Source organism: Caulobacter sp. Root1472 (genome assembly GCF_001426985.1).
Classification (GTDB): domain Bacteria; phylum Pseudomonadota; class Alphaproteobacteria; order Caulobacterales; family Caulobacteraceae; genus Caulobacter; species Caulobacter rhizosphaerae.
Map to the genome: position 1 here is coordinate 1 of NZ_LMFX01000040.1, position 20115 is coordinate 20115.

At 69.9% G+C, this 20115-nt stretch carries 21 protein-coding genes; 13 read left to right on the top strand and 8 right to left on the bottom strand.

The genetic code is table 11. The features are described 5' to 3' along the window. Positions 1–209: 209 nt before the first annotated feature. The 3 genes from ASD47_RS21055 to ASD47_RS21065 are packed head-to-tail and all read right to left on the bottom strand — an operon-like array spanning position 210 to position 2060. Positions 210–1049: an aldo/keto reductase gene (locus ASD47_RS21055; protein ID WP_056760857.1), complete on the bottom strand. Its 840-nt coding sequence runs from the start codon at positions 1047–1049 to the stop codon at positions 210–212. Between the two features lie 22 nt (positions 1050–1071). Then, positions 1072–1719, bottom strand: coding sequence for a Pr6Pr family membrane protein (locus tag ASD47_RS21060; protein WP_056760859.1), 648 nt, complete (start codon positions 1717–1719; stop codon positions 1072–1074). Then, positions 1716–2060 (bottom strand): MmcQ/YjbR family DNA-binding protein, encoded by a 345-nt coding sequence (locus tag ASD47_RS21065; protein WP_156402360.1) that lies wholly within the window; start codon positions 2058–2060, stop codon positions 1716–1718. The genes ASD47_RS21060 and ASD47_RS21065 overlap by 4 nt, the downstream gene beginning before the upstream one ends. 46 nt (positions 2061–2106) lie before the next feature. Here ASD47_RS21065 and ASD47_RS21070 point away from each other — a divergent pair, with 46 nt between their 5' ends. After that, a complete protein-coding gene (locus ASD47_RS21070) occupies positions 2107–3012 on the top strand; it encodes an NAD(P)-dependent oxidoreductase (RefSeq protein ID WP_156402361.1) in 906 nt (301 codons plus the stop codon). Positions 3013–3042: 30 nt separating this feature from the next. Here the strand turns inward: ASD47_RS21070 and ASD47_RS21075 are convergent, their stop codons facing one another. Then, on the bottom strand, positions 3043–3600 hold the full coding sequence (locus ASD47_RS21075) for a dihydrofolate reductase family protein (RefSeq protein ID WP_082564738.1): 558 nt from the start codon (positions 3598–3600) through the stop codon (positions 3043–3045). 216 nt (positions 3601–3816) lie between these two features. On the opposite strand from ASD47_RS21075, the gene ASD47_RS21080 reads away from it, so the two are divergent. The 3 genes from ASD47_RS21080 to ASD47_RS21090 all read left to right on the top strand — a co-directional run bounded on the left by ASD47_RS21080 (position 3817) and on the right by ASD47_RS21090 (position 6672). Further along, on the top strand, positions 3817–4893 hold the full coding sequence (locus tag ASD47_RS21080) for a site-specific DNA-methyltransferase (protein ID WP_056760865.1): 1077 nt from the start codon (positions 3817–3819) through the stop codon (positions 4891–4893). A gap of 154 nt (positions 4894–5047) precedes the next feature. Beyond that, a complete protein-coding gene (locus ASD47_RS21085) occupies positions 5048–5812 on the top strand; it encodes a histidine phosphatase family protein (RefSeq protein ID WP_056760867.1) in 765 nt (254 codons plus the stop codon). Positions 5813–5841: 29 nt separating this feature from the next. Continuing rightward, positions 5842–6672 carry an NAD(P)H-hydrate dehydratase gene (locus ASD47_RS21090; protein WP_056760905.1) on the top strand — a complete coding sequence of 277 codons (831 nt, stop codon included), beginning with the start codon at positions 5842–5844 and terminating at the stop codon, positions 6670–6672. Between the two features lie 138 nt (positions 6673–6810). Here ASD47_RS21090 and mutY read toward each other — a convergent pair whose 3' ends face one another. Continuing rightward, positions 6811–7863 (bottom strand): A/G-specific adenine glycosylase, encoded by a 1053-nt coding sequence (mutY, locus tag ASD47_RS21095; protein WP_056760873.1) that lies wholly within the window; start codon positions 7861–7863, stop codon positions 6811–6813. A 143-nt stretch (positions 7864–8006) separates the two neighbouring features. Between mutY and ASD47_RS21100 the strand changes: the two genes are divergently transcribed. The 4 genes from ASD47_RS21100 to ASD47_RS21115 all read left to right on the top strand — a co-directional run bounded on the left by ASD47_RS21100 (position 8007) and on the right by ASD47_RS21115 (position 13426). After that, entirely contained in the window at positions 8007–8549 is a 543-nt protein-coding gene (locus tag ASD47_RS21100; RefSeq protein ID WP_056760876.1) for a DUF721 domain-containing protein, read from the top strand. 125 nt (positions 8550–8674) lie between these two features. After that, positions 8675–9310 (top strand): thioredoxin domain-containing protein, encoded by a 636-nt coding sequence (locus ASD47_RS21105; RefSeq protein WP_056760879.1) that lies wholly within the window; start codon positions 8675–8677, stop codon positions 9308–9310. Continuing rightward, complete coding sequence (locus ASD47_RS21110; protein ID WP_056760881.1) at positions 9307–9963, top strand: DsbA family protein; 657 nt, start codon at positions 9307–9309, stop codon at positions 9961–9963. Before ASD47_RS21105 ends, ASD47_RS21110 begins: the two co-directional genes overlap by 4 nt. A gap of 16 nt (positions 9964–9979) precedes the next feature. Beyond that, on the top strand, positions 9980–13426 hold the full coding sequence (locus tag ASD47_RS21115) for an AAA family ATPase (RefSeq protein ID WP_056760884.1): 3447 nt from the start codon (positions 9980–9982) through the stop codon (positions 13424–13426). Positions 13427–13552: 126 nt separating this feature from the next. On the opposite strand, the gene ASD47_RS21120 is transcribed toward ASD47_RS21115, so the two are convergent. The 3 genes from ASD47_RS21120 to ASD47_RS21130 all read right to left on the bottom strand — a co-directional run bounded on the left by ASD47_RS21120 (position 13553) and on the right by ASD47_RS21130 (position 16832). Beyond that, the gene (locus ASD47_RS21120) at positions 13553–14347 is read right to left on the bottom strand and encodes a TSUP family transporter (RefSeq protein ID WP_056760887.1); all 795 of its coding nucleotides are present in this window, start codon (positions 14345–14347) and stop codon (positions 13553–13555) included. Positions 14348–14416: 69 nt separating this feature from the next. After that, complete coding sequence (locus ASD47_RS21125; protein ID WP_035076867.1) at positions 14417–14746, bottom strand: DUF6481 family protein; 330 nt, start codon at positions 14744–14746, stop codon at positions 14417–14419. A gap of 103 nt (positions 14747–14849) precedes the next feature. Continuing rightward, positions 14850–16832 (bottom strand): hypothetical protein, encoded by a 1983-nt coding sequence (locus tag ASD47_RS21130; protein ID WP_056760890.1) that lies wholly within the window; start codon positions 16830–16832, stop codon positions 14850–14852. 365 nt (positions 16833–17197) lie between these two features. Between ASD47_RS21130 and ASD47_RS21135 the strand changes: the two genes are divergently transcribed. The 5 genes from ASD47_RS21135 (at position 17198) to ASD47_RS21155 (ending at position 19817) form a co-directional block, all read left to right on the top strand. Next, positions 17198–17578 (top strand): AtpZ/AtpI family protein, encoded by a 381-nt coding sequence (locus ASD47_RS21135; protein WP_056760892.1) that lies wholly within the window; start codon positions 17198–17200, stop codon positions 17576–17578. Positions 17579–17603: 25 nt separating this feature from the next. After that, positions 17604–18374 carry a F0F1 ATP synthase subunit A gene (locus tag ASD47_RS21140; protein ID WP_056760908.1) on the top strand — a complete coding sequence of 257 codons (771 nt, stop codon included), beginning with the start codon at positions 17604–17606 and terminating at the stop codon, positions 18372–18374. Positions 18375–18424: 50 nt separating this feature from the next. Further along, the gene (locus ASD47_RS21145; protein ID WP_018061086.1) at positions 18425–18652 is read left to right on the top strand and encodes a F0F1 ATP synthase subunit C; all 228 of its coding nucleotides are present in this window, start codon (positions 18425–18427) and stop codon (positions 18650–18652) included. A 106-nt stretch (positions 18653–18758) separates the two neighbouring features. Continuing rightward, positions 18759–19295, top strand: a complete 537-nt coding sequence (locus ASD47_RS21150; RefSeq protein ID WP_056760895.1) for an ATP synthase F0 subunit B' — start codon at positions 18759–18761, stop codon at positions 19293–19295. A 12-nt stretch (positions 19296–19307) separates the two neighbouring features. Continuing rightward, positions 19308–19817 (top strand): F0F1 ATP synthase subunit B, encoded by a 510-nt coding sequence (locus ASD47_RS21155; protein WP_056760898.1) that lies wholly within the window; start codon positions 19308–19310, stop codon positions 19815–19817. The last annotated feature ends 298 nt before the right edge of the window (positions 19818–20115 follow it).

Here is a 20115-nt window from a genome sequence, read left to right on the forward strand (position 1 = left end):
CATCAAGACCAAGATCAAGCGCGCCGGCTGGGATGAAACCTTCCTGCTCTCACTCCTGGGTCATATGCGATAGCCCTGCCCTGTGGGGGAGGTGTCGGCGTAGCCGACGGAGGGGGGCGTGATCGAGAGCTCGCCACCGCCAGGATCTACCGCCCAAAGACTCCCCCCACCGATCGCTGCGCGATCGCCTCCCCCACAGGGGGAGGGTCCTAATCCACGTCCCATTCGAACGCCGGATCCAGCCACTCTCCCAGCCGCCCGTCCGGCCGCGCCAGGGCGAAGATCCGCGCCATTTCGTCGTCCGACAGGGCGAAGTCGAAGATGTCGAAGTTCTCGGCCAGGCGGGCCGGATTGCGGGTGCGGGGAATGGTGGCCACGCCCTGTTGGATCTGCCAGCGCAGGGTCACCTGGCCCGGAGTCTTGCCGTGGGCCTGGCCGATCGCGATCAGCACGGGATCGGTCGCCACCTTGCCCTGGGCCAGGGGCGACCAGGCGGTGAGCGTCGAGCCCATCGCCCGGGCCTTGGCGATCAGCGTCCTTTGCGACAGGTAGGGGTGGTACTCGACCTGGTTGGTGGCGATCGGCGCCTCCGAGGCCGTCTGGGCCTTGGCCATCAGGGCGGACGGGAAGTTCGACAGGCCGATGGCGCGGGTCAGGCCGCGGCCGTGGACGTCGTTCAGCGCCGCCAGGGTTTCCGACAGGGCCGGCTTCGGCTTGGGCCAGTGCAGCAGCAGGAGGTCGACCCGAGGGACCTTCAGGCGCTTGAGACTGGCCTCGACCGAGCGCTGCAGGTCGCCCTGGGCGAACTGGTCGACCCAGACCTTGGTGGTCAGGAAGACCTGGTCGCGCGGCACGCCGGTGGCCGCCAGCGCCGCCCCGACGTCCTGCTCGTTGCGATAGGCCTGGGCGGTGTCGATGTGGCGGTAGCCCAGCTCCAGGGCCTTCTCGACCATGGCCTGGGCGGCGCCGCCCTCCAGCTGCCAGGTGCCCAGGCCGATGACGGGCATGGCCACGTCGCCCGCGCGGAGGTCGGGGATGGTATGGGGCATCGCGGATCTCCGGGAGAGGGGCTCAGGCCGATATAGGCGCTCGGGGCCGTCGCGCCAGCCGCCGTTGCAGATGCTGCAGGCCGGTCAGGGCCAGGGTCACCGCGTAGAAGCCCGCGCCCATCAGCAGCATGGTCACCAGCACCGCGCCGTAGCCGCGCTTGCCCACGTCGAGAAACGGATAGGGATAGAAGCCGGTCGCCGCCCCGTGGACCAGCGACCAGGCGCCGTAGGCCAGGGGAAAGACCAGCGCTTTCCAGGCTGAGCGCCACCTGGCCGCCTCGCCCGGCGGGAAAGCCAGGAAGTCGACCAGGAACAGGGCCGGGGTCACCGTGTGCAGCAGGGTGTCGGCGAGCAGCTGCAGGCCGGTCGGCCGCCACAGCCCCGCGAGCAGGGTGTGGTAGATCCCGGCCGTGATGGCGATATAGACGCCGACCGCCACGCGGGTTCCGGCCCGCTGCGCCCACCGCCCCAGCGGCCGGTCGGCCGCCAGGACCGGGGCGGCCAGCAGGGTCCCCACCGCGATGTTGCTCAGCACCGTGAAGAAGCTCAGGAACTTGACGACCGCGTGGGCGGCCTCGGCCGGCGGGCGACCGTGGACCATCAGCCAGAACTGCACCGCCAGGCCCAGCCAGACCAGTCCCGCCGCCCCGCTTCGCCAGAGGACCTTCATGCCGTCTCCGCGTCATGGGCCTTGAGCAGCTTGCGCGGCGCCGTCGCCCGCCACCGGCGTTCGATCAGCCGCTCCACCGTGCCGGCCGCGACCCGCGAGAGGCGGATCAGGATATAGGGATAGTTCCTGTAGTGGTCGGTGACGAAGAAGGTGTCGGGTTCGGCCTCGATTAGCAGCTCGCGCTCGTCGAAACCGACGCCGGGGCAGATCAGGGTGTCGCCGTCGTCCCAGACGCGGGTCAGGAACTTGCCGTGCGCCTTCAGGCACGGATGGCCATAGGCCGTTCCGTCGGCGACGCCCGGCAGTTTGAAGGCGAAGGCGCGCACGTCCTCGAAGGTCATGGCCAAAGTCCTGGGTCGTCGCTCGTGGCCCGACTATAGGAGGAAGATGGACGCTGAAAACACTCCTCCGTCGTCGGCCCCCTCGCCTTCGGCCCAGGCGCCGACGGGCCTGGCCTCGCCGGTTCTGGTGCTGGGGGCCACCAGCCTGATCGGCGGCTTCATGCTGGCGCGGCTGAACGCCCAGGGGATCACGCCGATCTCGTTGAGCCGCCGTCCACCCAGCGACGACGTCTGCTGGGTGGACGGCGACCTGGCCGACCCGAACCTGGCCGACGAGTTGCCGCCGGTCGCCACGGTGTTCTCGCTGTCGCCGATCTGGCTGCTGCCCGGGGCCCTGCCAGCCCTCGAGGCCCGCGGCATGACCCGGCTGGTGGCGTTCTCCTCGACCAGCCGCTTCACCAAGCTGGAGTCGGCGGAACCCTCGGAGCGGGCGGTGGCCCGGTCGCTGGCCGAGTCCGAGGCCCGGGTCGAGGCGTTCTGCACCGAGCACGGCGTGGCCTGGACGATCCTGCGGCCCACCCTGATCTATGTCGAAGGCCGCGACGCCAATGTCAGCCGCCTGGCCGGCCTGATCCGCCGGTTCAAGGTGCTGCCGCTGTCCGGCCGCGGCGAAGGCCTGCGCCAGCCGGTGCACGCCGACGACCTGGCGGGAGGTGCGATCGCGGCGGCCGAGGCGCCGGCGGCGCGGGACAAGGCCTACGACTTGGTGGGCGGCGAGACCCTGACCTATCGGGTGATGGCCGAGCGGATCTATGCCGGCCTTGGCCGCCGGCCGATGATCCTGGCCCTACCCCCCTGGCTGTTCCGCCTGCTGCTGACCCTGGCCAAGCCGTTCTATCCCGGGGCCACCGCGACCATGGCCGACCGCATGGCCCAGGACCTGACCTTCGACGACGCCCCGGCCCGGCGGGATTTCGGCTGGGCGCCGCGGGATTTCCGGCCGCGGTTCTGAGGCGTCGCGGCGGGCGATCCGCTGGCCGTCTCAGGAGGCGACGGCCAGCGTCCGAACCCGTCGGTAGCTCAGTCCGTAATCCAGCAGGACCACCCCGCGCTCCAGCGCCTCGACCCCGTTCAACCGCATGTCCCTCAGACCCGCCGAGGCCTTCGGAAACAGCGACCGTCCCTCGCCCAGCAGCACCGGCGCGACCAGCAGCTCCAGCCGGTCCAGCGCGCCGGCCTCGATCATGCCGGCCATCAGCCGCCCGCCGCCGACCACCCAGACGTCGCCGTCGTCCAGGTCGCGCAGATGAGCGACCAGGGCCGGCAGGCCGTCGGTCCAGAACCGGGTCTTCTCGCGCACGCTGGAGCCGCGCCCCGAGGTCAGCACCAGGGCCCGCTTGCCGGCATAGGGCCAGCCGACCCCGAGGCTGGGGATCAGGTCATAGGTGCGTCGGCCCATCACCACCGTGCCGACCTGCTCGATGAACCGCTGGTAGCCGTGGTCCACCGAAACGAACGGCGCCAGGGTCGCAACGCTCCCGTCGAGGCCGGCCACATAGCCGTCCAGGCTGGCGGCGATCAGTCCGCGAATGACGGCCATGGCTCCCTCGAAATCCGGCGCGAAAGTCTGGTCGCCAGCATTTCAGAACATTTAGGGAACATCAAGTATCGCCCTGACGACGCTGGATTTTCTGAGTCTGATCAGACTCAGTCCGTCGGCCGCCGCTAGGGTTAACGGCCGATAACCATGTCCATCAACACACTATTTACTAGCTAGACTCATGATTCCGCTCAGTGTTTTTGACGGGAAGCGGACATGTCCTTCGGGCCTGAAACCATCATCCAGGGCGACTGCATCGAGGCGATGAACGCCCTGCCCGAAAAGTCCGTGGACCTGATCTTCGCCGATCCGCCCTATAACCTGCAGCTGGGCGGCGACCTGTTGCGGCCCGACAATTCCAAGGTCGACGCGGTCGACGACCACTGGGACCAGTTCGAGAGCTTCGCCGCCTACGACAAATTCACCCGCGAGTGGCTGAAGGCGGCCCGCCGGGTGCTGAAGGACGACGGCGCGATCTGGGTGATCGGCAGCTACCACAACATCTTCCGCGTCGGCGTGGCCGTGCAGGACCTGGGCTTCTGGATCCTCAACGACGTCATCTGGCGCAAGTCCAACCCGATGCCCAACTTCAAGGGCACCCGCTTCGCCAACGCCCACGAAACCCTGATCTGGGCTTCCAAGAGCCAGGGCGCCAAGCGCTACACCTTCAACTACGACGCCCTGAAGATGGCCAATGACGAGGTGCAGATGCGCTCGGACTGGACCATCCCGCTGTGCACCGGCGAGGAGCGCATCAAGGGCGCCGACGGAAACAAGGCCCACCCGACCCAGAAGCCCGAGGCCCTGCTCTACCGGGTGATCCTGTCGACGACCAAGCCGGGCGACGTGATCCTCGACCCGTTCTTCGGGGTCGGCACCACCGGCGCGGCCGCCAAGCGCCTGGGCCGCCGGTTCGTCGGCATCGAGCGCGAGGCCGAGTACATCGCCCACGCCAAGGAACGCATCGCCAAGGTGGTTCCGATCTCTCCGCAAGATCTGGATGTCATGGGCTCGAAGAGGGCCGAGCCGCGCGTGCCGTTCGGCACCATCGTCGAGGCCGGCCTGCTGCACCCGGGCGACACCCTCTACTGCGCCAAGGGCGCCCATGCGGCCAAGGTGCGCCCGGACGGCTCGATCTGCGTCGGCGACCTGTCGGGCTCGATCCACAAGGTCGGCGCCCTGGTGCAGTCGGCCCCGGCCTGCAACGGCTGGACCTACTGGCACTTCAAGACCGACAAGGGCCTGGCCCCGATCGACGTCCTGCGCAGCCAGGTGCGGGCGGGGATGAACTGACGCGCCTTGCGTCCTTCGAGGCTCGCCGTCGGCTCACACCTCAGGATGAGGAATTCAGTACAACGCTCCTCGTCCTGAGGCGCCCGCGCCAGCGGGCCTCGAAGGACGCAAGGCGCCCAGCGAACCCATCGCCGACCTCGCGGGTTAACCCCGCATGGAACAGCGCTGGCCCACCACCCTCTGGATCGTCCGCCATGGCCAGAGCGCCGGCAATGTCGCGCGCGACGCGGCCGACGCCGCGGGGCTTGGGCGGATCGACATCGCCGACCGCGACATGGACGTGGCGCTCAGTCCGCTGGGCGAGGAGCAGGCCAGCGCCCTGGGCCGCTGGCTGGCGTCGCTGCCGGAGGACGAGCGGCCGCGCACCCTGATGACCTCGCCCTATCGTCGGGCGATCCAGACCAGCCAACACATCCGCGACGCCGGCGGCATGGCCGCGCGAGACAGCAAGTTCTGCATCGACGAGCGGCTGCGCGAGAAGGAGTTCGGGATCCTGGACCGCCTGACCCGCCTGGGCATCGAGGCGCAGTTCCCAGAACAAGCCGAGTTCCGTCGCCTGCTGGGCAAGTTCTACCACCGGCCGCCGGGGGGCGAGAGCTGGTGCGACGTGATCCTGCGGCTGCGCAGCGTGCTCGACACCATCAGCCTGCACCACGGCGGCGACCGGGTGATGATCGTCGCCCACCAGGTGGTGGTGCTGTGCCTGCGCTACCTGCTGGAAAGCCTGACCGAGGACCAGATCCTGGCCATCGATCGCCAGGCCGACATCGCCAATTGCGGCGTCACGGAATACCGCTTCGACCCCGATTGCGGTCCGGACGGCGGGCTGAAGCTGGCTCGCTACAACTTCACCGCCCCGCTGGAAGACCAGGCCGCGCCGGTCACCGCCGAGCCTGACGCCAATGTGGCCGCCCGGTGAACGACCTCCTGGCGTTGGACAGGGCCTGGATGCACGCCCATCGTCTGCCCATGCCCGGCGACGGCGGCAAGGAGGCGCGCGGGCGGGTGCTGGTGGTCGGCGGCGGGCTGGAACTGGCCGGGGCGATACGGCTGGCGGGCGAGGCGGCGCTGCGAGCCGGGGCCGGCAAGCTGCAGTTGGCCGCGCCGGAAAACGCGATCGTCGCCCTGACCGTGGCCGTGCCCGAGGCCCGGGTCTTCGCCCTGCCCCAGACCACGGACGGCCGACCCACGGCGGACGGCGCCCGGATCCTGGCCGAACACGTGGAAGCCTGCGACGCCCTGCTGATCGGTCCGGGCATGATGCGCGACGACGAGGGCATGGCCCGCGCCCTGCTCGACCTGTCTCCGGTCCAGCCGACGGTGCTGGACGCCGGGGCCCTGAGCGCGCTGCCTGCGGCGCCGCCGGTGGCGGGCGGCCTGGTCCTGACGCCGCATTCCGGCGAGATGGCCAAGCTGCTCAAGCGGGAAAAGGCCGAGATCGAGGCCGATCCCCTGGCCGCCGCGCGCGAGGCCGCCGAACGGTTCGAAGCGGTGATCGTGATGAAGGGCGCCCGCACCCACGTGGTGGGGCCGGACGGCGCGGCCGGCCTCTATGCCGGCGGCGGGGTGGGGCTGGGCGTTTCCGGCTCGGGCGACGTGCTGGGCGGGGTGATCGCCGGCCTGCTGGCGCGCGGCGTCCCGCCGTTCGAGGCCGCGGCCTGGGGCGTCTTCCTGCACGGCGAGGCGGGGGCGCGGCTCAGCAAGAGCGTCGGGACGCTGGGCTTCCTGGCGCGCGAGATCGCGGGCGAGATCCCGGCGGTGATGGACAAATTTCTTTAAACCCGCTCATCCCGGCGAATGCCGGGATCCAGATGGAATAGCGGTGTCGTGGGCTCCATGAGCGCGGCGCTGATCCAATCAGCTCGAGCGCCTTGGGATCTGGGTCCCGGCATTCGCCGGGATGAGCGGGTTTGGGGCTCAGACCAACCGATCGCGTCCTGCCTTCGCCGCCTTCAGGAACACGCTGGGCAGCGCCGCCAGCCCATCCGGCGCGGTCCAGACGAAATCCCCCTCGCCGTTGCTCTCGGCCCGCAGCACCCTCAGGGTCAGGGAAAAGTGGGTGAAGACGTGGTCGACCGTGCCGAGGTCCCGCCAGGCGCCGGCGACCGGAGCGACCTCGGTGGCCTCGGCGTCGCTCCACGGACGATCCCGCCAGTCGCTGGTCGGCAGGCCGAGCATGCCGCCGAGCAGCCCCTTGGGCGGCCGGCGGACCAGGGCGGTCACTTCGCCGCGAGTCAGCACATAGGCCACACCATGGCGGTGCGGCCTGTCCGCCTTCTTCAATTTGCGGGGATAGGTCTCCGGCGCGCCCGTCCTGAAGCCCTCGCACCACGGCCGGACCGGGCAGCGGTCGCACAGCGGCTGCTTGGGCCGACAGACCGTCGCCCCCAGGTCCATCAGCGCCTGGGCCCAGTCGCCAGGACGGTCAGCGGTGACCAGGTCGCCGGCCAGGCGCTTCAGCTCCGGCTTGGCGTCGGGCACCGGGTCCTCGACCGCGAACAGCCGGGCCATCACCCGCTCGACATTGCCGTCGACGACATTGGCCGGACGGTCGAAGGCGATGGCGGCCACGGCGGCGGCGGTGTAGGCGCCCACGCCGGGCAGGGCCCGCAAGGCCTCCTCGGTGTCGGGAAAGACCCCGCCGTGCTCGGCCGCCACCGCCCGGGCGCAGGCCAGCAGGTTGCGGGCCCGGGCGTAGTAGCCGAGGCCGGCCCAGGCGGCCATCAGTTCCCCGTCCTCCACCGCCGCCAGGTCCGAGACCGTCGGCCAGCGCTGGGTGAAGCTCAGGAAATAGGGCGCGGCGTGCGGCACGGTGGTCTGCTGCAGCATCACCTCCGACAGCCAGACGCGGTAGGGGTCCGACCGCGCCCCGGCCTTGCCGGCCGCCGGCCCGGTGCGCCATGGCAGGTCCCGCGCCTGGGCGTCGTACCAGGCCAGCAGGGCGGCGCGGAGGGCGGGGATGTCGAGCATGATGTTCGTATGGCAGACCACGCCCGAGCCTGTCATCCCGGATGGGACGTCCCTCTGGCGGGGACAGGCCCATGGGCCTGTCCCCAACCGCAAACTCGGACGACGGCATTGGGACCATCCCTCGCCTCTGCTAACCTCCCCCCATGCGCCGTCGCCCCCTGCCCACCGCGGAAGAAGCCCTCGAGATCCTCAAGCGCCGTCGCACGCGTCCGCAGCGGCGACCACCGCCGCCCGCCGGCAAGTCGCTGGCCCCGCTGATCAAGCAGCTGGACGAGAAATTCGGCCAGGGCCCCGCCGTGCTGCAGGCCCGCTGGCGCGAGATCGTCGGCGAGACCCTGGCGCGCCGCACCGAGCCCGTCCGCGTGATCAAGAGCCGCACCGGCGAAGGCGGCACGCTGGAGCTGCGGGTCGACGGGCCCGTGGCCTCGCTGATCCAGCACCAGGCGCCGCAGATCACCCAGCGCCTGGACCTGCTGCTGGGCAAGGGGACGGTGACCAAGCTGCGCATCGTCCAAGGCCCCGTGAAGGCCCAGGCCGCGCCGGTCGTCGCCCGCCCCCGCCGCAGGCCGCCGCTGGACGCCGCCCAGGAGCGCGACCTGGCCGACAGCCTGGCCAACCAGCCGGTCGGCGGCCTGAAGGACGCCCTGCTAAAGCTGGGCCGAGGCGTGCTGCGCGATCCCCGCTGACCGGCGTCTCTAGATTGACAACCAGACGTCCGATAGGCTGATGCGACGCCTTATCCGCGCCCTTTTCACGCGACTAAAGAATCGCGCTTAACTTCACTGTTCACGCCTCTTCCAGGGAAGATCACATGCGTCCGCTGACCCGCCGGCTTCTGACCGCCGTCGCCCTCACCGCCTCTCTGGGCGTCGCGCTCGCCGGCTGCGACAAGAAAGATTCGGTGTCCGCCGACGACATGTCGCTGGGCAACGCCAACGCCAAGGTCACCGTCGTCGAGTACGCCTCGGCTTCCTGCATCCACTGCGGCCGCTGGAACAACGAGGTCTTCCCGGCCTTCAAGACCAAGTACATCGACACCGGCCGGGTGCACTACGTCTACCGCGAGTTCCTGACCGAGCCGGTGCAGGTGGCCTCCGCCTCGTTCCTGATGGCCCGCTGCGCCGGCAAGGATAAATATTTCTCGGTGCTGGACTCGGTCTATCACTCGCAGGAAGAAATGTTCACGACCGGCGACTATCGCGGCGTGCTGCTGCGCATCGCCCAGTCGGCCGGCATGGACGAGGCCCAGTTCACCAGCTGCGTCACCGACGAGAAGGCGCTCAAGGCCCTGAACGCCCGGGTCGAGAAGTACCAGGCCGACGCCAAGATCACCGGCACCCCGACCTTCATCATCAACGGCAAGAAGGCCGGCGGCGACGACGGCGGCGAGCAGTCGATGGCCCAGCTGGACGCCGCGATCGCCGCGGCCGAGGCGGCCGCGAAATGATCCTCGACCGGCGCGCCCTGATCGGAACGGGCCTTCCCGTCTTGGGAGCGGCGGCTTCAGGCCTGGTCCTGACCGCCGCGCCGACGATCGCGCGCGCCGCGCCGCTGCCGCCGGCCGAGGGCGACATGGTCCTGGGCTCGCCCAAGGCCAAGGTGCAGGTGGTGGAGTACGCCTCGCTGTCCTGCACCCACTGCGCCCACTGGAACAACGAGGTGTTTTCCGTCTTCAAGACCCGGTTCATCGACACGGGCAAGGTTCGCTACGTGTTCCGCGAGTTCCTGACCGAACCGACCCAGTTCGCCGCCGCCGGCTACCTGCTGGCCCGGCGGGTGGGGCCGGCCCGCTATTTCCAGGTGATCGACGCGGTCTTCAAGCAGCAGGCGGCGATCTTCGAGAGCCAGGACCTGTGGGGCGGCCTGCTGAAGATCGGCAAGAGCTTTGGCCTGACCGAAGAACAGTTCACCGCCGCCCTGCAGGACAAGGCCGGGCTGGACGCCATCAACGCCCGGGTCGACAAGGCCGCCGAGCGCGACAAGGTCCAGTTCACCCCGACCTTCTTCGTCAACGGCCAGCGCTACGAAGGCGGCCTGCCGATCGAGACCTTCGCCGGCGCGATCGCCAAGGCGGCGCAAACCAAGCCCGGCAAGGGCTGAGGGGCGGGCGCGCGCCGTGCAATTCCAGCGCCTGCGCCTTTCGGGATTCAAGTCCTTCGTCGAGCCGACCGAGTTCCGGATCGAGCCGGGCCTGACGGGGATCGTCGGCCCGAACGGCTGCGGCAAGTCCAACCTGCTGGAAGCCCTGCGCTGGGTGATGGGCGCCAACTCGGCCAAGGCCATGCGCGCGGGCGGCATGGACGACGTGATCTTCGCCGGCAGCGGCGCCCGCCCGGCCCGTAACCACGCCGACGTCACCCTGACCATCGACAACGCCGACCGCACGGCGCCGGCCCAGTTCAATGACGATCCGGTGCTGGAGGTCGTGCGCCGCATCGACCGCGGCGAGGGCTCGACCTACCGGATCAACGGCCGCGAGGTGCGGGCGCGCGACGTCCAGCTGCTGTTCGCCGACGCCTCGACCGGCGCCAACTCGCCGGCCCTGGTTCGCCAGGGCCAGATCAGCGAGCTGATCGGCGCCAAGCCGCAGAACCGCCGCCGCATCCTGGAAGAGGCGGCTGGGGTCTCGGGCCTGCACACCCGCCGCCACGAGGCCGAGCTGCGGCTGCGCGCCGCCGAGGCCAATCTCTCGCGGCTGGAGGACGTGGCCCGCGAGCTGGAGACGGCGCTGGGCCGCTTGCGCCGCGAGGCTCGCCAGGCCGAAAAATACAAGCGGCTGTCGGCCGAGATCCGCGCCGTGCAGGGGGCGGTGCTCTACACGCGCTGGACCGAGGCCCGCGACACCCTCAACCGCACCCAGGGCGAGGCCACCGAGGCCGCCCGCGCCGTCGAAGACACCGCCCGCGCCGCCGCCGCCGCCCAGACCGCGATCCTGGCGGCCGAGACCGCCATGCCGCCGCTGCGCGAGGAGGCCTCGATCGCCCAGGCGATCCTGGGCCAGCTGGCCATCCAGAAGGACCGGGCCGAGCGCGAGGCCGAGGCCGCCCAGGCCGAGTTCGAGCGGCTGTCGGCCGACCTGACCCGCATCGACGACGACCGGGCCCGCGAGGCGCAAGGGCTGCAGGACGCCGTCCAGGCCCTGGCGCGGGCCGAGGTCGAGCTGACCGAACTGCGCGCCCAGATCGCCGCGGCCCCTGCGCGTGGGCCGGAACTGGCCGCCGCCGCCAAGGCCGCCGAGGAGCAGCGGGCCAAGGCTGACACCGAGGTCGAGCAGCTGGCCGCCCGCGTCGCCGCCGAGGACGCCCGGGCTCGCGCCGCCGCCCAGCGCCTGGCCGAGGCCGAGAGCCGCCTGGCCCGCACGATCCGGGCCCTGGACCAGGCCAAGGCCGAGCGCGCCGCCGTCGGCCCCGTGGTCGACCCGGCCGCCGCCGAGGCCCGCCAGCGCTTCGCCAACGCCGAGGCGGGACTGGCGTCAGCCCGGCAGGCTCTTGAGGACGCGGAAGCGCTTCGGGTCAAGGCCGCCGCCGCCGAGGCCCAGGCCCGCGACCTGGCCCGCAAGGTCGAGGACCAGTTGGGCCGGCTGCGCACCGAGGCCCGGGGCCTGGCCCAGCTGACCGCCCCGCGCGCCAAGAGCGGCTTCTCGCCGGCCCTCGACGCGGTGACCCCCGACAAGGGTTACGGCGCGGCCCTGGCCGCCGCCCTCGGTGACGACCTGGAGGCGGCGCTGGATCCCCGCGCCCCGTCGTTCTGGGCGGGCGGCGAACCGAAACCCGTGGCCTGGCCCGACGGCGCCCAGCCGCTGGCCCCGCTGATCAAGGCTCCACCGGAGTTGGCGGCCCGCCTGTCGCACGTGGCCGTGGTCGAGCGGGCCGACGGCGACCGCCTGGCCAAGGGCCTGCCGGTCGGGGCGCGGCTGGTCTCGAAGGAAGGCGACCTGTGGCGCTGGGACGGTTTCACGGCCCGGGCCGACGCCCCCAAGCCCGCCGCGGTCCGGTTGGAGCAGCGCACCCGCCTGGCCGAGGTCGAGGCCGAGATCGACCAGGTCGCCCCACGCGCCGAGGCCGCGGCCGCCGCCCTGAAGACCGCCGCCGACGCTCTGCGGGTTGCCGAAGAGACGCTGCGCGACAAGCGCCGCGGTCCGCCCGAGGCCGAGCGCCTGCTGACGGGCGCTCGCGAGCAGGTGGCCCGCTACGAGCGGGAGTCCGCCCAGCGCGAGGCCCGCGCCCAGTCGCTGGACGACACCATCGCCCGTTTCGAGGCCGAGCGGGTCGAGGCCGAGGCCGCCCTGACCGCCGTCCGCGCCGAGAGCGCCGGGGTCGAGAGCGCCGAGGACCTGGCCCCGCGCCTGGCCGCCGCCCGCCAGGCCGCCACCGCCGCCCGCGAAGCCGCCGCCGCCGCCCGCTCGGCCCTGGACCAGGAGACGCGCGAGACCGCCGGCCGCGCCCGCCGCCTGGAGAGCCTGGAGCGTGACCACGCCGACTGGGCCAAGCGCCGCGAGGCCTCAGCTCGGCGCGAGACCAGCCTGGAGGCCGATCGGATCAAGGCCGCCGCCGCCCTGGAGGCCGCCCGCGAGGCGCCGACCGTGCTGGCCGGCAAGCTGATGGTCATCGTCGAGCAGTTCGCGGCCGCCGAGGATCGCCGCGCCAAGGCCTCCGACGCCCTGGAGGCCGCCGAGACCGCCCGGCTCAACGCCGATCGCGCGGCCCGCGCGGCCGAACAGGCCGCCTCGGAGGCCCGCGAGAAGCGCGCCGGCCTGGTGGCCACCTTGGACGCGGCCCGCGACCGCTTCGCCGAGGTGGCCGGGGCGATCCGCGAACAGGCCCGCATGGAGCCGGAGGAGCTGGGCCGCCACGTGGCCGGCGAGGCCGTGGCCGTGCCCAAGGACGCCGCCGGGGTCGAGGCTCACCTGTTCGCGCTGGAGCGTGAGCGGGACGCGATCGGTCCGGTGAACCTGCGCGCCGAGGAGGAGGCCAACGAATACGCCGCGCGGCTGGAGACCATGCGCACCGAACGGGCCGACCTGTCGGGCGCGGTGGGCAAGCTGCGAGCCGGCATCGAGGAGTTGAACGCCGAGGGCCGCGAGCGCCTGCTGGCGGCGTTCGACGTGATCAACGCCAACTTCCAGACGCTCTTCCAGGCCCTGTTCGGCGGCGGCCAGGCCGAGCTGAAGCTGATCGAGAGCGACGACCCGCTGGAAGCCGGGCTGGAGATCTTCGCCTGCCCGCCCGGCAAGCGCATGGCCAGCATGAGCCTGATGAGCGGCGGCGAGCAGGCCCTGACGGCCAGCGCCCTGATCTTCGGCGTCTTCCTGGCCAATCCGGCCCCGATCTGCGTGCTGGACGAGGTGGACGCCCCGCTGGATGACGCCAATGTCGACCGCTACTGCAACATGCTGGACGAGATGCGCCGGCGCACCCGGACACGGTTCATCGCCATCACCCACAACCCGGTGACCATGAGCCGGATGGACCGCCTGTTCGGCGTGACCATGGCCGAGCGCGGGGTCAGCCAGCTGGTCAGCGTCGACCTGTCGACGGCGGAGCAACTGGTGGCGGCGCAGTAACTCACTGACTTGCCCCCACCTGACGGCTTCGCCGTCTGTCCGCTCCCATAGGGGGCGGAGCCTTGCGCTTAGGCTCTTCCCCCTCTGGGGGAAGACGGTCGCGAAGCGACCCGTAGGGGGCAAGTGCTAGCCGCCGAAAAGCCCCACCACCGCGTGCCGCAGCGGGTTCGCCGGGTCGCTCAGCAGCTTCACCGCCATGGCGCAGGACATCATCACCAGCAGCGGCCGGATCAGCCGGGCCCCGAACCGCATGGCCAGGCGCGAGCCGATCTGCGCGCCGATGAACGCGCCGGCCGCCATGGCCAGGCCGATCGGCCAGACCACAACCCCCTTCAGGATGAACAGCGACAGGCTGCCCAGATTCGAGGCCGCATTGGCCAGCTTGGTGTGGGCCGTGGCCTTCAGCGCGCCGTAGCCCAGCAGGGTGACGATGGCCACCATGTAGAAGGCCCCCGCCCCGGGTCCGAAGATCCCGTCATAGAAGCCGATCAGTGGCGTCACGCAAAAGGCGAAAACCGGCAGGGTCAGGCGGGGATGGACGTCCTCGCCCTTCAGCCCCTTCGAGAAGCCGAAATAGAGGGCGATGACGATCAGCAGCACCGGCACCAGCGCCGCCAGCACGCGCGGCGACAGCAGGCTGGCGCACAGGGCGCCGCAGAGGCCGGCGACCGCGGCCGTCCCGGCGACCGGCAGGGCGGTCTTCCAGTCGATCAGACCCCGCCTTGCAAAGGCGCTGGTGGAGGAGATGGCGCTGACCGCGCCCTGCAGCTTGTTGGTGCCCAGGGCCGCGACGGGGTTCATGCCGGTCAGCAGCAGGGCCGGGACGGTCAGCAGGCCGCCGCCGCCGGCGATGGCGTCGAACGCCCCGGCGACCATGGCCACGGCGAACATGATGGCCAGCAGGGCGAAATCGACGTGCATCCAGCTCAAGCCCCCGCGCGATCCGCCCTCATACGGGCCGGAACCGCGCGATGGAACGAGTATCGATGATTACTTCTGGCGCGCCTTGCGGGCGGCGTACTTGGCGTCGCGAGCGGCCTTTTGCTCGGCGGCGGTCAGGGCCTTGCGCTCCTTGCGCTCGGCGCGCTTCTCGGCGAGGGCGGCCTCTTCGCGGGCCAGGATTTCCTGGCGGGCGGCTTCCTTGATCGCGGCGCGCTCGGCGCGGACCCGTTCCAGCTCGGCTTCGCGCTCGGCGTGGCGCTGCTCGAAGTTGGGGTCCTGAACGGTGGGCTTCACCTTCATCTTGGCCAGCATGGCCTTCTTGGCTTCGGCTGCGGCGGTGATGCGATCGGCGAAGCCGGTGTTCTTCAGGTGCGACATGAATCTTCTGGTTGGTGGAAAGTGCGCTCCTAAGACCCCAAAACGCCGGAAAAAGCAATTGGTGATCCCCGGCGCGACCATTCGCGCCGGGAAGTTTCGAGCGTCACTTCTCGATTCGATAGACCGTGTAGCTGTGCGGCGCGACCGCGGCGGCGAACTCGGTGCGGGCCGGCACGCCCTGGCGCCGCCAGGCGTCGGCCTTGCCGTCGGGGGCCTTGGCCTCGACCAGCTTGCCCGTGGCCATGTCGCGCAGTTTCACCCCCGCGCCCAGCAGCGACAGGTTCACGTCGGTGTCGTCGTCGCGGAACGACTGCACCACGAAGGTTCCGTTGTCGTAGGCGAACAGGCTGACCCGGTCGGGCGCATCCAACCGCACCGGAAAGTCGCGCTGCAGGTAGCGCTTGATCTCGGTCGTCACGCCCTGGGGCAGGTTGTAGAGGTCGCCCGGGTTCTCGGGCATGGTGATCACGTAGAGCACCCCGCCGCCGTAACGGTTCATCAGCAGGATCGGGAAGCCCTTAGCGTTGGCCACGCCGCGGATGATCCCCCAGCTGTCGTTGGTGTAGAAGGCCAGTTCCGGGAACAGCACCGGCGGATTGTCGCGTTTGGGATCGTTCAGGCTCTCGCCATTGCCCGCGCCGTAGCCGTTCAGGAAGTCGTGCAGGGCCACCTTGCGGCCGGTGTCGCGCACCTCGAGGATGTCCTCGATGCCCTTGCCCTGCAGCGCGTTCAGCAGGCCCGAGGTGATGAACACCGTCTTGCCGGCCAGCAGGTTGCCCTTGATCTCCTCGACGATCTTCGGGTCCCTGGCCGCCGCCTGGGTCAGCAGGGCCACGTCCGCGTTCTTGGGGAAGTTGGGCGACAGCTCGATCGGTATGCCGATATTGCCCAGATAGTTGTGCAGGAAGTCGTCGCCTGACGACTGGTAGGGCTTGTAGCTGGCGATCCCGATCGGATTGCCCAGCAGGCCCAGGTCCTTGTCGATCTTCTCCAGCGACCAGCCCGCCGCGCGGCCCCAGCCGGGGCCGGGATCCCCCGCCTGGCCCGAGGGCTTGTAGCTGGCGACCATGGCCTTCCAGTCGAAGCTGGTGGCCTTGTCCTTCCACGGGCGCTCGCCCGGCTCGACGGCCTTGGCCTCGTTCATCGGCCGCCAGTTGAACAGGGTGATCTCCGGCGCCTTGGCCAGCAGGGTGTCCCACAGCTGCTCGGCGTAGCGGTCGACATAGAGGGTCGAGAAGGTGTCGACCCAGCCGCCGCCGTTGCCCTTGCCGCCGTTGGAGCCTTTGGGGCGGATGTTGTCGTAGTAGCGGACGATCGAATAGCTCTCGTACTGCTGCAGCAGCTGGTCGGTGACCACCGGGTCGCGGGTCTCGGTGCCGGTATAGATGCCGTCGAACATCTGCGACTGCTTCTCCAGGTCGTAGCCCGTGCCCTGGAAGTGCTCGTACCAGTTGGGGTACTTGATGATCATCCGGACCTTGGGATTGACCGCCTTGGCCGGGCCCAGGACCAGGTCCTGGCTGACCTTGCGCATGGTCTCCAGCCGGTACTGGCTCCACGACCGGTCGCCCTTGGCGGCGATGTCGGCCGGGCTTTTGGAGGTGTAGAAGAAGAAGTCGTCGAGGATCACCTCGTCGAAATGCTTGGCCGCCACGCGCACGGCCTTCTCGCACTCGGCCCGGTGGGCGGGGTTCTCGTAGTCGAAGGTGCCGAACTGCCCGCCCTCGCCGCCGGTCGCCAGGGTGATCCCGCCGGCCACCGTGATCCCGCGTTCCTCGAACCAGCCCTTGACGCGCTCGATCTCCGTGTCGGTGGCGAAGTTGCTGCTGCGGTAGACTTCCAGATACACCTTGTCGAAGTGCAGCTGGCGGCTGGCGCGCTCGAACTCGCGGTCGAAGGTGGCCTTGTCGGCCAGTTCCTTGGCGTTGTTGACGGCGATGTAGATCGCCGCATGGAAGTTCCTGTAGGCCGGCAGGGGCTGCGGCTTGACGGCCGGGGCGGCCTGGGCGCCGGACGAAAGGGCGGCCGGCGCGAGGAGCGCGCACAGCGCCGCGGCGCCGAGCAGGGTGCGGGTTACGCGGATCATGACTGGTTTCTTCCCTCGATGAACCCGCCGGCGCGTCGAGGCGTCCGATCATGGTTGCGGTACCATAGGGTTGGCGCGAGCGGCGAGGCGAGGGAAATCTGCAAACCGCGCCCAAACGGAGGCGACGACGCCCGGTTCCGCGACGGAACGCCTCGCCGGAAACCGTCCGCGATCACGTAAGGGCGCGATGATTCCGACGCGCGGCTCGAAAATCTCCAAAAACCCTTACAAAACGGCCACTTGATAGGATACCGCCCAACCTTGACGCACCGCAGCGCGCCCTATAGGTTCCGCCGCGATCAAGCCGGCCGGAAAACCGCCTCTTTTGGGGCGGCCGCGGGCGTTATCGGACCTGACCGCTTCCCATGCCCAAGGCCGACGAACCGAACGACAAGGCCCCGCAAAGCCTCGACGCTCGGATCGCCGCTTTCGAGGCGCGGAAGGCGGCGGAAGCGCCGAAGCGCGCCGAGCACGAGAAATCGTCCCAGGACGGCTATCGTCTTCTGGCGGATCTGATCGGGGGCGTCCTGGTGGGGCTCGGCTTCGGCTGGCTGCTCGACCGCTACGCCGGCACGGGGCCCTGGGGCATGGTCGGCGGTCTGCTGATCGGCATGGGGTCTTCGATCTACATCGTCGTCCGCAAGGCGACAAAACTGAGCGCGCAGGCGTCGGCCAGGTCCGCCAAGGACGTAACCGACGGAGACACGGGAGGCGGGTCTACCGCCCCCAAGCAGAAGAGAGACTAGGGCCTTGGCCACGCCGATCGACCCGATGCACCAGTTCATGATCCAGAAGATCGTGGAGCTGCCGTCCTTTACTGTCCCGGGCCTGGGCGCGATCGACCTGTCGATCACCAACTCGATCGCCGCCATGCTGTTGTCGGCGTTCCTGATCGTCACCTTCTACGCCTTCGCCGGCAAGGGCGCGGTCGTTCCGGGCCGCCTGCAGACCGTGGGCGAGATGCTCTATGGGATCGCCGACGGCCTGACGAGCTCGATCATCGGCCACGACGGCAAGAAGTACCTGCCCTTCGTCTTCACCCTGTTCGCCTTCGTGCTGTTCGCCAACCTGCAAGGCATGCTGTTCGGCTGGACCGGCAACTTCCTGGGCTTCACCTCGACCTCGCAGCTGGCCGTGACCCTGACCCTGGGCATGATGGTCATCCTGACGGTGATCGGCGTCGGCTTCGCCAAGAACGGCTTCAAGTTCTTCAAGCTGTTCGCCCCGTCGGGCGTGCCGCCGGTGCTCTACATCATCTTGGTGCCGATCGAGATCATCTCGTTCCTGATCCGTCCGGTCACCCTGGCCCTTCGTCTGTTCGGCAACATGCTGGGCGGCCACGTGGTGCTGAAGATCTTCGCGACCTTCGTGGCCATCCTGCTGGCCATGGCCCCGGCCTACTGGCTGGTGGGCCTGCTGTCGCTGACCTCCGTCGTCGCCCTGACGGCCCTAGAGTTCATGGTGGCCTTCCTTCAGGCCTTCGTGTTCGCGGTGCTCACCTGCGTCTATCTGAACGACGTCGTGCACCTCGACAGCCACTGATCAACCCTTAGTCTTCCAACCAACACACCACTTCCCAAGGAGTCTCAATCATGGACGCTTCCGCCGCTAAGTTCATCGGCGCCGGCCTGGCTATGCTCGGCATGATCGGCGCGGGCATCGGCCTGGGCATCATGTTCGGCAACTACTTCCAAGGCGCCCTGCGCAACCCGACCGCGGCCGCTCAAGAGCGTCCGATGCTGTTCCTGGGCATGGCCCTGACCGAAGCCCTGGGCATCTTCGCCCTGGTCATCGCCTTCCTGATCCTGTTCTCGAAGTAAAACCCTGGGGCGCGGTCGGTCCCGAGGATCGACGGCGCCCCGGACTCGTTCTTCGAGCCTTCTCGGCGTTCGAGAAGGCTCCAAATCTTGAGAGGCTTCTTCGCCCATGGCGACGGAACATCACGGCACGGTCGAATCGACTGAGCCCCCCCACGGGCAGGAAAGCGGCGGGCTTCCCCAGCTGCAGTTCCAGCACTGGGGCGGCCAGATCGTCTGGCTGCTGCTCATCTTCGCCGTTCTCTACGCGGTGCTGTCCAAGGCGCTTCTGCCCCGGGTCAGCGGCGCGATCGAGACCCGCGGCGCCAAGATCGCCGGCGACATCGCCGACGCCCGTCGCCTGAAGGACGAGGCCGAGGTGCAGGCCCGCGCGGCCGCGGCCGAAGTGGCCGAGGCCCGCGCCAAGGCCCAGAAGACCGCGGCGGACGCCAAGGCCAAGGCTTCGGCCGAAGCCGCCGAGCGTCAGGCCACGGAAGAGGCCGCGCTGGCCGAAAAGCTGGCCGCCGCCGAGGGCCGCATCCAGGCCGCCCGCGACGAGGCCATGGGCCACGTCCGCGCGGTGGCTTCGGAAACGGCCGGGGCCATCGTCGAGAAGCTGACGGGCAAGGCGGCTTCGGCCGCCGAGCTCGCCGCCTCGCTGGCCTAGGGAGAGACGACGATGGAACACGAAGCCCTCTTCGATCTCGCCAATCCCGAGCTGTGGGTCCTGATCGGCCTGGCCCTGTTCATCGGCCTGCTGGTCGTGCTCAAGGTCCTGCCGGGCGCGCTGTTCGGCGCGCTGGACGCCCACGCGGCCAAGATCAAGGCCGAACTCGACGAAGCCCAGCAACTGCGGGAAGAGGCCCAGGCCCTGCTCGCGGACGTGAAGGCCCAGCGGGAAGAAGCCGAGCGTCAGGCCGCCGGCATGCTGGAAGCCGCCAAGGCCGACGCCGCTCTGATCGCGTCCGAGGCCAAGGCCCGGCTCGAGGAGCAGATCACCCGCCGTGCCGAAATGGCCGAGCGCAAGATCGCCCAGGCCGAGGCCCAGGCCGCCGCCGACGTCAAGTCGGCCGCTGTCGACCTGGCCGCCCAGGCCGCCGAGCAGATCCTGGTCGCCCGTCTCGCGACCGGCGCCTCGGACGGCCTCGTCGACGCGGCGATCGCCCAGGTCGGCGCGAAGCTGCAATAGCGGTTTTCGGATCGGCAAACATCAAGGGCGCGCTCCTCGCGGAGCGCGCCTTTTTTGTTTGGATCACCTCCCAGATCCTCCCCCCGTGGGGGAGGCGATCGCGCAGCGATCGGTGGGGGGAGTTTTGGGGTCGAAGATCGGGATCAGGCCGCCGGCCGATCACTCCCCCCTCCGTCGGCTTCGCCGACACCTCCCCCACAGGGGCAGGGGAATCGCATATGGATTTTTGGTCCGAACGGGATTCTGAGGGTGTCTCCTTGTGAGAGGGAGACGGTCGGATGGAGACGTTCGCGGCTTG

Bases quoted from the DNA above. Each gene is read 5' to 3' on its own strand.
- ASD47_RS21070 (WP_156402361.1), top strand. From the start codon at position 2,107: ATGGACGCTGAAAACACTCCTCCGTCGTCGGCCCCCTCGCCTTCGGCC.
- ASD47_RS21110 (WP_056760881.1), top strand. From the start codon at position 9,307: ATGATCCTCGACCGGCGCGCCCTGATCGGAACGGGCCTTCCCGTCTTG.
- ASD47_RS21135 (WP_056760892.1), top strand. From the start codon at position 17,198: ATGCCCAAGGCCGACGAACCGAACGACAAGGCCCCGCAAAGCCTCGAC.
- ASD47_RS21125 (WP_035076867.1), bottom strand. From the start codon at position 14,746: ATGTCGCACCTGAAGAACACCGGCTTCGCCGATCGCATCACCGCCGCA.
- ASD47_RS21100 (WP_056760876.1), top strand. From the start codon at position 8,007: ATGCGCCGTCGCCCCCTGCCCACCGCGGAAGAAGCCCTCGAGATCCTC.
- ASD47_RS21130 (WP_056760890.1), bottom strand. From the start codon at position 16,832: ATGATCCGCGTAACCCGCACCCTGCTCGGCGCCGCGGCGCTGTGCGCG.
- ASD47_RS21065 (WP_156402360.1), bottom strand. From the start codon at position 2,060: ATGACCTTCGAGGACGTGCGCGCCTTCGCCTTCAAACTGCCGGGCGTC.
- ASD47_RS21090 (WP_056760905.1), top strand. From the start codon at position 5,842: ATGCACGCCCATCGTCTGCCCATGCCCGGCGACGGCGGCAAGGAGGCG.
- ASD47_RS21155 (WP_056760898.1), top strand. From the start codon at position 19,308: ATGGAACACGAAGCCCTCTTCGATCTCGCCAATCCCGAGCTGTGGGTC.
- ASD47_RS21060 (WP_056760859.1), bottom strand. From the start codon at position 1,719: ATGAAGGTCCTCTGGCGAAGCGGGGCGGCGGGACTGGTCTGGCTGGGC.
- ASD47_RS21145 (WP_018061086.1), top strand. From the start codon at position 18,425: ATGGACGCTTCCGCCGCTAAGTTCATCGGCGCCGGCCTGGCTATGCTC.
- ASD47_RS21150 (WP_056760895.1), top strand. From the start codon at position 18,759: ATGGCGACGGAACATCACGGCACGGTCGAATCGACTGAGCCCCCCCAC.
- ASD47_RS21075 (WP_082564738.1), bottom strand. From the start codon at position 3,600: ATGGCCGTCATTCGCGGACTGATCGCCGCCAGCCTGGACGGCTATGTG.
- ASD47_RS21140 (WP_056760908.1), top strand. From the start codon at position 17,604: ATGCACCAGTTCATGATCCAGAAGATCGTGGAGCTGCCGTCCTTTACT.
- mutY (WP_056760873.1), bottom strand. From the start codon at position 7,863: ATGCTCGACATCCCCGCCCTCCGCGCCGCCCTGCTGGCCTGGTACGAC.
- ASD47_RS21080 (WP_056760865.1), top strand. From the start codon at position 3,817: ATGTCCTTCGGGCCTGAAACCATCATCCAGGGCGACTGCATCGAGGCG.
- ASD47_RS21105 (WP_056760879.1), top strand. From the start codon at position 8,675: ATGCGTCCGCTGACCCGCCGGCTTCTGACCGCCGTCGCCCTCACCGCC.
- ASD47_RS21085 (WP_056760867.1), top strand. From the start codon at position 5,048: ATGGAACAGCGCTGGCCCACCACCCTCTGGATCGTCCGCCATGGCCAG.
- ASD47_RS21055 (WP_056760857.1), bottom strand. From the start codon at position 1,049: ATGCCCCATACCATCCCCGACCTCCGCGCGGGCGACGTGGCCATGCCC.
- ASD47_RS21120 (WP_056760887.1), bottom strand. From the start codon at position 14,347: ATGCACGTCGATTTCGCCCTGCTGGCCATCATGTTCGCCGTGGCCATG.